The organism is Microbulbifer pacificus (assembly GCF_033723955.1).
Classification (GTDB): domain Bacteria; phylum Pseudomonadota; class Gammaproteobacteria; order Pseudomonadales; family Cellvibrionaceae; genus Microbulbifer; species Microbulbifer pacificus.
This window is the reverse complement of the sequence record NZ_CP137555.1, coordinates 3,072,650-3,084,544: the sequence shown is the minus strand read 5'-3', so window position 1 is coordinate 3,084,544 and position 11,895 is coordinate 3,072,650. Positions and strand designations below refer to the sequence as shown.

The 11,895-nt window shown below is 58.0% G+C and carries 10 protein-coding genes; 4 read left to right on the top strand and 6 right to left on the bottom strand.

The window, feature by feature from the left end; translation table 11 throughout:
* Positions 1–405: 405 nt before the first annotated feature.
* The 6 genes from R5R33_RS13225 to R5R33_RS13200 form a co-directional block, all read right to left on the bottom strand.
* On the bottom strand, positions 406–1,287 hold the full coding sequence (locus tag R5R33_RS13225) for a substrate-binding domain-containing protein (protein WP_318953172.1): 882 nt from the start codon (positions 1,285–1,287) through the stop codon (positions 406–408).
* A gap of 51 nt (positions 1,288–1,338) precedes the next feature.
* Positions 1,339–1,965 carry a molybdenum cofactor guanylyltransferase gene (gene mobA, locus R5R33_RS13220; protein WP_318953171.1) on the bottom strand — a complete coding sequence of 209 codons (627 nt, stop codon included), beginning with the start codon at positions 1,963–1,965 and terminating at the stop codon, positions 1,339–1,341.
* Between the two features lie 191 nt (positions 1,966–2,156).
* Positions 2,157–2,879, bottom strand: a complete 723-nt coding sequence (locus tag R5R33_RS13215) for an outer membrane protein OmpK (protein WP_318953170.1) — start codon at positions 2,877–2,879, stop codon at positions 2,157–2,159.
* 53 nt (positions 2,880–2,932) lie between these two features.
* A complete protein-coding gene (locus R5R33_RS13210; RefSeq protein WP_318953169.1) occupies positions 2,933–4,168 on the bottom strand; it encodes a cytochrome c in 1,236 nt (411 codons plus the stop codon).
* Entirely contained in the window at positions 4,169–4,714 is a 546-nt protein-coding gene (locus tag R5R33_RS13205; protein ID WP_318953168.1) for a (2Fe-2S)-binding protein, read from the bottom strand.
* A 13-nt stretch (positions 4,715–4,727) separates the two neighbouring features.
* On the bottom strand, positions 4,728–7,541 hold the full coding sequence (locus R5R33_RS13200) for a xanthine dehydrogenase family protein molybdopterin-binding subunit (protein ID WP_318953167.1): 2,814 nt from the start codon (positions 7,539–7,541) through the stop codon (positions 4,728–4,730).
* A gap of 483 nt (positions 7,542–8,024) precedes the next feature.
* Here R5R33_RS13200 and R5R33_RS13195 point away from each other — a divergent pair, with 483 nt between their 5' ends.
* The 4 genes from R5R33_RS13195 to R5R33_RS13180 all read left to right on the top strand — a co-directional run bounded on the left by R5R33_RS13195 (position 8,025) and on the right by R5R33_RS13180 (position 11,869).
* Complete coding sequence (locus tag R5R33_RS13195; RefSeq protein ID WP_318953166.1) at positions 8,025–8,201, top strand: hypothetical protein; 177 nt, start codon at positions 8,025–8,027, stop codon at positions 8,199–8,201.
* A gap of 6 nt (positions 8,202–8,207) precedes the next feature.
* Positions 8,208–8,795 carry an ANTAR domain-containing response regulator gene (locus R5R33_RS13190; protein WP_318953165.1) on the top strand — a complete coding sequence of 196 codons (588 nt, stop codon included), beginning with the start codon at positions 8,208–8,210 and terminating at the stop codon, positions 8,793–8,795.
* Positions 8,796–8,868: 73 nt separating this feature from the next.
* Positions 8,869–9,921 (top strand): CmpA/NrtA family ABC transporter substrate-binding protein, encoded by a 1,053-nt coding sequence (locus R5R33_RS13185; RefSeq protein WP_318953164.1) that lies wholly within the window; start codon positions 8,869–8,871, stop codon positions 9,919–9,921.
* A gap of 481 nt (positions 9,922–10,402) precedes the next feature.
* Positions 10,403–11,869 (top strand): NarK family nitrate/nitrite MFS transporter, encoded by a 1,467-nt coding sequence (locus R5R33_RS13180; RefSeq protein ID WP_318953163.1) that lies wholly within the window; start codon positions 10,403–10,405, stop codon positions 11,867–11,869.
* The last annotated feature ends 26 nt before the right edge of the window (positions 11,870–11,895 follow it).

Here is an 11,895-nt window from a genome sequence, read left to right as displayed (position 1 = left end):
ATAAAACAGGGCGACGGAAATAGAGGATTCTTATTAGGCGCCCTATAGAATTCTATTAAAAACGCCTGAAAAACAGCTCTTTCGACTGTAAATACGGCGATAAACGAATACCGCAACCTGACTTTTATGACATTGCGTCAATTCCCACTGGCGATACAATTTGGCCGAGCGGGAAAACCAATTCTCCGCCAAATACAAACACTCCGTTATATAAAAGAATATTTAATTAACTATTCCAAACGGTTTAATTAAAGAATGACGTTTTTAAATAGATATCAGTCAACAATGGAATAGGTAACATATAAAACTAATTAATGGTTTCAAATAAATCGGATTTATCTGAAACCTTTTCGAGCAAAGCCGAATTAACCGTCAGTTAAATTTCGGCCTTTTGATGACCCGGCATCAAGTGCCTGTTTCTGGCAATTCAACCGCGAGAAATCCGAGTGCACTCAGCCGTTCCTGCACCGCTTGCGATCGCATGTACTGCAACAACCGTATGGCCAGGCTGCGCTCGCGAGTACTGCGCAGGATCACCATCTGCTGGTGAATCGGTGGGTGAAAGTGAAGAGGGATACGCATGAACTGCCCGCTGCTACCGGATGCCAGTGCCTGCCCGTAGGGAATCAGTCCCATCTCGCCCGCTCCCTGCTGCAGCAGGATCTGTGCATGGCCGGCGTGCCCGGCAAACACCACCCGTCCGCGCAGGCGTGGCCACAGGCGCAGTTTTTTCAGCATCCGCACGGCGGCATCCCCGTCGGGGGCCAGTTGCGGGTCCGCCAGTACCAGCTTGTGCTTGCCCAACCCCAACAGCAGGATCAGCTGGCGCGGTGTTAGCACCTGATCTGAGCCGGCGAGCTTTGCCAGCAGTGCGCTCAGTTCAGATTCTTCGTCGTCGGCTTCGTCAGAGACCGTGCCCGGCGAGCTGTCGGAAGCGTTGTAGGAGGAGAGGCGCCGGCTGATCCACAGTGCGAGTTGACCGCGGGCATAATCCTGGCGACTTGAGGGAACGATAAAGCCGGCTTTTTCCAGCAGCACCGGACGCGCACTGTCCGCCGACAGGAAAACATCGAAGTGCTCGCCAGCGCGAATCTGGCCGTACAGCAGGCCGCTAGCACCGGCCGTTATCTGCAGGCGGCAGCCGCAGCCCGCTTCAAATTGTGCGCGCAGGGCTTCCATGGCCGGCTGAAAACCCGCATCCACTGCCAGCCGGAGCACCGGTTCATGACGCTGCCCACAGCTTCCAATCGATAGAAGCAGGACACAGACCAGCAACCGCTTCAGCATGGACCGCTACCTCCCTAGTCCACTTGCCTGCGCCTGCCGACACAGGCCGCACTACAGATTCAGACGCTCGAAATCCTGCGGCCCGTTGACGTTCAGGTGCCAGTCGCCTTCCGGCACCGGCAGCTGCAGACAACCGAGATAGCCAAACAGTGCACGCAATGAGGCAACGGCGTTACCCATCGCCGCAGCCTCCAGGTATCTGCCGCTGCGCTGATCCAGTGGCAGCCAGCAGGGCAGGTAAAAATCGCCGAAGCACACCGCCTGCTCCAGCGCCTGTCCCGCCACGCACAATTGTCGCAGCAGCGCCGGGCTCAGCAGCGGCATGTCTACCGGAACCACCAGCAGGGCCTCACAGCCGCGCTGAGACTGCTGCAAATGATCTGCGATGGCCTGCAGCCCACCCAATGGACCCGCAGCCACGACCCGGTCCGGCACGCCACCTGGGCGCGCGCCACTCACCAGGGTGGGCAGCATTTCCACTCCCGCAGGCGGGTCAAGCGCGTCGAACAGGGATTTGGCCTGCGCCAGAAGTGTGCGCCCATTGGGTAATTCTAGCAGCGCCTTGTCGCGCCCCATGCGACTGGAGAGACCACCCGCCAAAACCACGGGGCAGACAATTCTGGCAGTTTGCTGAGAAGTGGCGCCCCCCTGGCCGGTGGACGCTGGTGAAATGTTCATTCTGCGGTCGCACCACTCTTCTGACCGGATTTACGCCATTGCCTGATGTCGGTCATCGCTCCGCAGGCAGGCCTTGTACGTCTTGCGGCAACGAGAGTTCATCTTCAATGCTCTGTCGCCAGCAATACTTTCCAAGGCGAAGTCTGATCAATATCCTCCGTGGTGTCGATATCGAAGATCACGGGTATGACTCAGAAGCGCCATACCACCAACGCCTGAACGGCACTTTCATCGATCTCATTGCCCAGTTTATTGCGCCAATACTGGTACTCGATACCTATGAATAGTTGTTTGGGGCTCTGGAACAGTGCCTTACCCAGGTCCCAACGAAACTGGGGTTGTGCCAGTACCCAGCTTTTTACGTCGCCGAATTCACTGGTTCGGTTATGGATGTATTCAATGTGCCCCTCGATACTGAAATCCTGCAGGCCGATACTGAATGGAAAGGCGCCATTGAAGTCGACCATATAACTGTCACCTTCTTTCGGTGCGCCATCGCCATAGCCGATGTCCTGGTAACCCGTGATATCGGTATTCAGAAATGCCTCTCCGGGTAGTGCCCAGGCTATACGAATCCCCGGCAGGAACTTTTCCACGTTGGCGTCCGCGGAGTAGTTGAATCCCGCCACCAGGCCGAGATCTTTCACCGGCCCAAAACTCAGATCGCACCGCGTAATCTTCCCCAGGCTGAAGCTTGCATACCACTCGGCGTACACATCCGTGTCGTTGAAGCCATCGCGCATACCATCGTTGATAAAATCCACGAAGAAAAAATTTTCCCCATACTTCCAGCCGCTCGCATGCTGAAGGGTAAGAATCGTGGTATCCGCGGTTCCTCCGGTGAATGGATTATCCAGCTGGCCATACTGCAACTGGGCCTCTGTTGCCGACCAGTCGGCAGCCTGAGCCGGCAACAGATACCACCCCAGGAGTAAGGTTGAGAACCTAAGCACGCGGCCGTATCTGTTCACTCCGCGGCACCCAGGTAGTCTTCTTCCCGCAGTTGACGGCGAATTTTTTCCACCTCTTGCGGTGTCACAGGCTCCTCGGCACCCCCCCACGCTGTGCGCATGAAATTCACCAGCCCGGCCACACGTGTGTCATCCAGTTCAAGGTGGAAGCTGGGCATACCGGCCCGGGCATTGGTGCGGTCCATGCGCTGGGCGGGCAAGCCGCGCAAGATGACCGCAATCGTGTTGTAGGGGCTATCACCCCGAACCGCTGCACTGCGATCCATTGGCGGCGCGAACGACAGTGTCACCCCCCTGCCCTCGCGACCGTGACAGCCCGCGCAGTAGGCGACAAAGTCCGCGCGCCCCTGAGTGTGTTGCTCTGCCGCGACTTGCGGGTTGCCGACATTTCCGGCGACGTTTTCGCTGCTCTCTGCGCTGTCATCGAGCAGATAGGTAATGATCGCGTCGATGTCACTCTCGGAAAGGTGGCTCAGGCTGTGCTTCACCACGCTGAACATCTCTCCAAAGGCGGTACCGCGCTCACTGGCGCCGGTAGTAAACAGCAACCGCAGCTGCTCTTTATCCCACCCCTGGCGATGCAGTGACGCGGACCGGATATCCACCGCATCCCAGCCCTCGAGTATGTTGCCCGCAAGCTTTTCATCACTTTTCACGGCAAAGGCAAAATTGCGCGGGGTGTGGCACTCGCCGCAATGGCCGAGACCATTGACCAGGTAATTACCACGCTGCCATTCCGGACTTTTTCCCTCCGGCTGCGAGAGTGAGGCTTTGTCAAAGAAAATCCAGTTCCAGAATTTCAGGCCAAATCTCAAGTTGGCGGGAAAAAACAGATCATTGCCCGGCGCTGAGTATTCGACCGCAGGCAACTGCATAAAGTAGGTATACAGCGATGCGATATCCTCGTCGGGAATCAGGTAATACGAGGTATAGGGCATGGCCGGATATAGATTGCCGTGGGCACCCTCGCCCCGGCGCATGGCCGCGGTAAAATCCTCCAGGGTGTAGTTGCCGATGCCGGTTTTCTTGTCCGGCGTGATATTCGTAGAGTAAAGAGTGCCAAACGGCGTATGGAAGGGCCTTCCACCAATAAACGGGCGTCCATTGGTCGCTGTATGACAAGCGACACAGTCGCCGGCGGCGGCCAGGTAGCGACCCTTTTCCACGTCCGCCTGAGCGGCGGCATTACCGCCGATTGCCAGCAAAAGAAAGGTGAAAAAAAATTTATGCATTTATTTCGCTTCCTTGAGTAGCCCTGGAGTCGATTCAATCACCTCCCTGACGGCCCTGAAGTAGCGGACATAGCCAGTGCAGCGGCAGATATGTTCCCCCAGCGCTTGGTCGATAACGCCCTCGATGGCGTCTGCCCCTACCGGCTCACGCTTGAGCTGGTCGATCAGCGCAGTGGCGGCATTGACAAAGCCCGCCGTGCACCAGCCGCATTGAAAGGAATAGTTGTGCAAGAACGCCTGCTGGATCGGCGACAGCGCCACGATTTCACCGGCGCTATCGTGCTCCGCCTGCCCTTCGACGGTAGTAACTGTTTTACCGTTAAATCGGCCCACATTACTGATACAGCTGCGCACTGGCTCCAACGAACCATCTTCACGCTCGACCACGATCGTGCAGGCGCGGCACACACCAATGCCACAGCCAAGCTTGGTGCCCGTCAGATTCAGGTACTCGTGCAGGAAATCCAGCATCGACGTATATTCTTCCACCTCCAGCGGGCCGACCTTTGCACCGTTTACCTCCAGTGATACCGGTATCTTCGCCATCGGATAAGCCTCTTCAAAGTACCTGCGGATTGAGCGCGCGGCGCAGTTTTTCCGGGGTAACGGGTACCTCGTTAAATCGCTTGCCCGTGGCCTGGTAAATCGCCTCCACCAAGGCGGCAACGATGGGGATCATCACGACTTCGCCAATCCCCTTGTGCGGGTCTTTTTCGGTTGCCGGCGGCAAGATGTCATGTTGCTGGTTCCACACCGGTACATGCTTTGCGAGGGACACTTGATAGCGATTCAAATTCCAGGTGCCGTTGCCAGCCCCCTCCGCCAGTGGCGGCAGGTATTCGTAAAGTGCGTGGCCGATCCCCATGGCAACGCCGCCTTCTATCTGCCCCTCCACCAACGGGCGCACAATCGTGCGACCGCAGTCCATATAGTTCTGCAGCCCGTGGATACTGACTTCGCCGGTACCTGAATTCACCGCCACTTCGACCAGCGCCGCTGTCGGCGCATAGTAGGTGACCATGGCGTTGTTCAGCGCGGTTTCCGGATAGCGTACCGCTCGGCGTTTCTCGACCTGGTACTCGTCGGCGATGACGTTCTCCGCACTGCCTCCTCGGCGCAAGGCGAGGCCATCGATACCCCAGGTCCATTTGCGGCCGTCCAAAACGAAATCCGCCTCAGTCCAGTCCCAGCGATTGAAGCAGTGCACCATCACACCGGTGACACCGCCATTGCGATGGGCTTCCGCCGCCAATTGCGGCAATGTCAGGGGTGGAAAATCCCTGTAGTGAAGCTTGCCGTCGCGCCATTGCGCTTGCGCTCCCTCCACCTCGTCCGTTTTCCACAGGCGCCGGGCCGCGGGCAACAGTCCCTGCTGGAAAAGTATTTCCGCGGCCTGCGTGGTCGCGTGGCTTTGAAAGTAAGACGACATGGACGCGGCACTTGCCATCGCGGTCACTGGCGTCCACAGAGGATTGGTGGAATTCTGGTCCTGATACTGCTGGCTCATGGTGTAAGGGCTTTCGGTCTGGACCTGCTGCAGGGCATGCCAGGCGTCAACCTCGCCCACCGCACAGTGATCTGCCGCGCGCCCGAGTATGTTTTCCAACAACATCGACTGAGAGGTGGCGACTCCGGTGCCCATTTCCATGAACTCAACGGCGAGCGACAACCGGCCCGCCGCATCAAACTGGACCGCGGCGCTCGGGGCCGCGGCGCCGGTACCGTAGTCTTTGGTGGCGATGGCGTAGCCGGTGCCAAACAGGTAGCCGGGGTTCTCCCGCTCAAAGGCTTGCTTGCGCGCGACCCGCTCGCGCCACATGGGATGCTCCATGGCGCGCTCCAACAATTCCCGGTAGCGCACCCCAACTTTTGGAACTGCACCCTGGGTATTGCGCCAACCGTTCTGGAAGGCATTGCGCAGTCGCAGCTCAATGGGGTCCATTCCAAGTTCCTGCGCGGCCTGATTTACCATCATCTCCATGGCCGACATGGTTTGCAGCGTGCCATAGCCGCGCATCGAACCGGAATCCACATTCATGGATTGGTTGGCAACCGCGGAAATATCGTTGCGCGGCAGATAATAGATACTCTGAATCGCACTGGCGCCCACCATTGACACGGATGGGCTGAAATTTTGCCGACCGCCACCATCGACCTGCATCTCGGAAATCAGCGCCTGAAACTTTCCACTTTTTTTATCGACCGCCAGGGTATTGCGCATGTGGAAAGGATGGCGCTTGAAACCAGACTGGAATTGCTCAAAGCGATTATTGGCCAGCCGCACTGGTGCAGAGCCGAAAAGTCCGGCGACCAGGCCGTAGTAAGGGAAGATGGTGTGATCCTTGCCGCCAAAACCGCCGCCAACTACCGAGGAGTGCACCACGATATTCTCAATCGCTGTGGCGAATGCACTTTCGGCAAGCATATGTGCCGCAAATTCCTGGAAATCCTGTGGCGATTGGGTGGTGAGGACCAGGTGTAAGGTTTTCTGGGCACCGTCGAACCAGACATTGGCCGCCTCCGGCTCCATCGTCATCGGGTCAACGATCTGGGTGCGGTACTCGCCACGCACAAGGTGCCAGTTGCCGGTATCGGATTCACGTTCGGTTTGACCGCGAATCTGCTGTGCATAGTAAATGCCGCGCTCGCTGACACTCCCCGACTGGTTCGCGGCTCTCGGCCACTCCGCCTTGTGATTGCGGTAATTGGGAAAGAAGAGACCGTCCTGCATTGGCGAATAAAGGTCTTCGCCCTCCGGCCCCTGCGGACCCTCAACCCGGATGATGCGCCAGCTGGCGTAGGGATCTCTCTCTATGGGGGGCGTTTGCTCACCGTAGCTAATCACCTGCTCGTTAAACTGCAGTGCCTGCTTGGCGATGGCATATTTCTCGAAGTCATCGAACAACAGCATGGCCACCGCGTGGCCGTAGTAGTGGGGTGACGCACCTTCGGGTAACAGCATCGCCTCGCCGTAGAATGGGGGCAAATGCAATTTTTTTTCCGCCAGTGTCTCGGCGGTTACTCTCGCGTAGGGTTGCGCGTCTGCCGGTAGCTGACTCCAGTCAATACCGTTGAAACTTCGACCCGTCCGATTGCAGCGCAGCACAAACGCGTAGTGTTGTTGCTGCTTCCATCCCGGCATGTCACGGGCGCGAAAGTCCCGGCCAAAAATTTTCTGGCCAGTCACTTTGGCCACGCCATCTGCGCGGAATGCGGGGACCGGGCCGGTGCCCCGCCAATTCAGCTTGTCGCTCGCAATTTCAGATTGCCGAGCATTTCCTCTCTGCCACAGCGCCGGTGCCGCAAATACCGTGATGCCCGCGACGGTGCACAGCTTGATGAAGTTGCGCCGGTCGGGGTTAAATCCGTCCATATTGTTCCTGGATTTATGGCGCTGCCATGGCGCACAGTTGCAAAGGCTCTTAGGTAATCGCCCCACTCTGGACTCAAACTGCCAGCGCCCAGCTGCGAGTTCCTGTCGCTACTACTTATTTCTTCCCAGAGCCCACAAACTAATAGCCCCTGGTCCTGTGAAGTGCCACACGACCGGCACACATTTCTCTGGGAACAAACCAGACAGCAAATCCAGCGACACCCCGCGAGCACCACAAACGTGCACCCAGACTGCAATCTGCACCACCTGCGCGCAATCCGCTGCAGCAATACAAGTTCACCGCCCTCGCCTGCACCGAGTGGCTGACCGGGGACCGGGGTATGGGCACTTCAGACACCGTTGGCCACGTTGCAAAAATTCCAGGGGTTTGCTGACAGGTTTCTGACCACGCGGGTGGATGGGGTTCGCGACTATTACGCTGGCGGCTCTGTCGTCGTCTCTGGCATCAAGATTGCAGCGAACGTGCCTAAATTCTATAGCGATCGCGGCAGCCTGGATTTCGGCAACGACCTGGACATGGTCGCGACCTACTCCATAACAAAAAATATCAACCTGCTGGCCAAGCACGACAAATACGCTGCGAACGATTACAGCAGTGATACCGACAAGTTCTGGCTGCAGTCTGAATTGAAGTTTTGATGAGCGATGACGACACCCATCAGTATCCTGCTGGTCGATGACCAGTCAGAACGCGCCGCCATGGTGGCCGAGCAGCTCATTGCCGCCGGCTACAAGCTGCTGGCGCGACTCACCAGCGCCGAGGGACTGCTGTTCCAGGTGGAAAAGCACCGCCCGGACATCGTCCTGATCGATATCGAATCCCCCGACCGCGACATTCTCGAGAGCCTCGCGGTGATCAACCAGCACAACCCCACACCGGTAGCCATGTTTTCCGTGCGCGGCGGTGCCGAGTTCATCAGTAGCGCGGTGGAAGCCGGGGTCAGCGCGTATATGGTGGATGGCCTCTCCGCCGAACGGGTGGCCCCTGCCATCGAGATCGCCATGGCCCAGTTTCGCAGTTACCAGCATCTGCGCCAGTCGCTGGCCCGCACCCAGCAACAGCTGGACGAGCGCAAGGTAATCGAGCGCGCCAAGGGGCTGTTGATGGCGCGCAAGAACATCGGCGAACAGGCTGCCCACCAGACCCTGCGCACTCTGGCGATGAACAGCAATTCCACCATGCGCCAGGTTGCGGAGCAGATCGTCGCGCACCTGCAGCCGCCGGTGAAATAGCAACCGAAGCATCCGCGAACATGGCGGCACACTAGCCGCAGAGCAAATTTATAAAGAATTCGAGAGCAAAACTGTGAGCAGCCTGCAAGTCGAAAAACCCAATTTGAAGCTTCTCTACCTGCGCCTGACCGACAGCGCGCCGCTGATCATTGCGCGCGAGCTGGGCCTGTTCGAGCGCCATGGGCTAAAGGTGGAACTGCAGCGGGAAACCTCCTGGGCCACCCTGCGCGACAAACTGATCGGTGGCGCTGCCGATGCTGCGTCCATTCTCGCGCCCATGCCTCTGACCCTGAAACAGACCCTGCCCCAGTGTGATGAGCAACTGTTGAGCGGCCTGATTCTCAGCTGCAATGGCAACGCCATCACCCTGTCGCGGACACTGTACGACAAACTCGACCCGAGCAAAGGCGACGCGGGCGCCGCCCTCAAGGCATATATCAGCAGCCGCGCTGGCGGCGACAAACCGCTGATCTTTGCCAGTGTCTACCCCTTTGCCAGCCACACCCTGCAACTGCGCCACTGGCTGTCCAGTGCCGGCATCAATCCCGATGCGGATGTGCGTATTGTGGTACTGCCGCCAGAGCAGATGGTGGAGCACCTGCGCCGCGGCGATATCGACGGCTATTGTGTCGGTGAGCCCTGGAACACCCTGGCCGTACAGGAAGGTATCGGCGTCATTGCCGCAACCAGCAATAGCCTGATGCCGGCGATGCCGGAAAAAGTGCTGGCGGTGACGCGCAGCTGGCACGAGGCCAACCCCGCCACCCACCTGGCGCTGCGCGCGGCGCTGCTGGACGCGTGTGGCTGGCTGTGTGATCGCGACCAGCGCCGGGATGCCGTGGGCATTCTCGCGCGCCCGGAATACCTCGACCTGCCGGAAGCGGCCATCGCCGCGTCCTTGAGCGACGAGCTGCTTGTCCACTTCGGGGAGGCGCCGCGCAAAAACCCAGGCTGGCACCTGTTCGCACATCCGCAGACAGACCACGGTCGCCCCACGGAAAAGAAAGCCCGCGAACTGCTGGCCCTGTGCAACGAAATCGCCCCTGTCGATGCCGATACCGCGGAAGTATTCCGCTCCGATCTCTACCAGCAGACCCTGGACTTTATCCGCCACAGCCAGTTGTAACAGGCCAGGGAAACCTGACGACAATGCCGGACTGTCGATCGCCAACTTAAGCAAGCGCCCTATGCCAGTGCAAAATCCTGTGCCCGCTGCGCTAAACAACCCAAAACGGGGCGCACTTGCGCGCTCCGCATACTCTCCCGTGTTCCGGTGCATGCGGCAGCGACGTCTTAGTTTCTCTAAACGCCCCAAAACACCTCATGTTCCCGCACCAGATTTTCACTTTGCCCAGATGTGGCACAGAAATTGAATATTCCATCCCGAGTCCGGTGAGTTTCTGTGCAACAGAAATAGCGTGGACTCGCCGTCGGGGCATAAAGGGAAGGGCCACAGGCCACCTGAAATAAAAATTCCGGCGAAGAAAAACCGAATATGCGGACATCGAAGTCCACCGGTACAGCCCAGGCTGTGCCTGTGGACTTTTTTTATGCCCGTAGGAAATGTGCAGAGAAATTGCCGACCTCAACCACAAGCAGGGAAAACCATGTCCAATGATTCGCTGAATCTATTGTCCTTCACGGGCAAAATCCGGGTTTTACACCTGACCTGGATCGCGTTTTTTATCACCTTCTTTGCCTGGTTCAACCACGCCCCCCTGCTGATGGCGATTGCCGACAGTCTGTCACTGACGTCCGAGCAAGTGAAAACCCTGCTGATCCTGAATGTGGCGCTGACCATTCCGGCACGGGTGATCATCGGCATGCTGACGGACAAATACGGTCCTCGTCTCACCTATTCGCTGCTCTTGGCCGTTGGCAGTATTCCCTGTTTTATCTTTGCGCTGGCGGACAACTTTACCCAGGCGGCGATTGGTCGCTTTCTGCTGGGATTTATCGGTGCCGGCTTTGTGGTCGGCATCCGTATGGTGTCCGAGTGGTTCCCGGCCAATCAATTGGGTACCGCCGAGGGAATCTACGGAGGCTGGGGTAATTTCGGCTCGGCCGCGGCGGCGATGACGCTGCCCATCATTGCGCTGCTGGTCGGCGGTGTCGACGGATGGCGCTACGCCATCGGCATTACCGGTGCCATTGCACTGGTATACAGCGTGATCTACTACCGCTCGGTAACCGACACTCCCAAGGGCGGCACCTATTTCAAGCCGAAAAAAATTGGCGGCATGGAGGTTTCCAGCCCATCGGATTTCGTACTGTTGCTGATCATGAAAGTGCCGATGTACGCGGCGCTGGCACTGCTGGCGTGGAAACTTTCACCGTCCGGCATCGGCATGCTGTCACAACCAGTCGTTGTTGCCATCTATGTTTCGCTTGCCGTGCTGTACGTACTCCACGCGAAGAAGAGTTACGACATCAATCGGGAAATTTTCGTCAAACTGCCGGAACCGATTCACCGCTATCGCTTCAAGCAGGTGGCGGTGCTGAATATCCTGTACTTCGCCACCTTCGGGTCGGAGCTGGCAGTGGTTTCCATGTTGCCGCTGTTTTTCTCGGAGACGTTTACCCTCGATCCGGTAAAAGCCGGCCTGCTGGCGTCGGCCTATGCGTTTATGAACCTGATGTCGCGTCCGGCCGGCGGGCTGATCAGTGATCGCTTCGGTCGCAAAAGCACACTGCTGATTTTGACCGCGGGGCTGGCACTGGGATATCTGGCGATGAGTATGATCAATGCCGAGTGGCCGCTGTATCTGGCGGTGGCCACAGCCATGGCGTGTTCTTTCTTCGTGCAGTCCGGTGAGGGTGCCGTGTTTGCCGTAGTGCCACTCATCAAGCGCCGGCTGACCGGGCAGATTGCGGGTATGACCGGGGCTTACGGGAATGTGGGCGCGGTGTTTTACCTGACGGTACTCAGCATGGTTTCCTACCAGACGTTTTTCCTGGTGATCGCGGGAACTGCCGTGCTGGGCTTTGTCACCTTGCTGTTCCTGGAAGAGCCGGAAGGCCAGATGGCGGAAGTCATGCCGGATGGCAGTGTGTCCCTGATCGACGTAGCCTGAGAAAACAGTTTGAACCAACTCTGCGA

Bases quoted from the DNA above. Each gene is read 5' to 3' on its own strand.
- R5R33_RS13225 (WP_318953172.1), bottom strand. From the start codon at position 1,287: ATGCTGAAGCGGTTGCTGGTCTGTGTCCTGCTTCTATCGATTGGAAGC.
- mobA (WP_318953171.1), bottom strand. From the start codon at position 1,965: ATGAACATTTCACCAGCGTCCACCGGCCAGGGGGGCGCCACTTCTCAG.
- R5R33_RS13210 (WP_318953169.1), bottom strand. From the start codon at position 4,168: ATGCATAAATTTTTTTTCACCTTTCTTTTGCTGGCAATCGGCGGTAAT.
- R5R33_RS13205 (WP_318953168.1), bottom strand. From the start codon at position 4,714: ATGGCGAAGATACCGGTATCACTGGAGGTAAACGGTGCAAAGGTCGGC.
- R5R33_RS13200 (WP_318953167.1), bottom strand. From the start codon at position 7,541: ATGGACGGATTTAACCCCGACCGGCGCAACTTCATCAAGCTGTGCACC.
- R5R33_RS13190 (WP_318953165.1), top strand. From the start codon at position 8,208: ATGACGACACCCATCAGTATCCTGCTGGTCGATGACCAGTCAGAACGC.
- R5R33_RS13180 (WP_318953163.1), top strand. From the start codon at position 10,403: ATGTCCAATGATTCGCTGAATCTATTGTCCTTCACGGGCAAAATCCGG.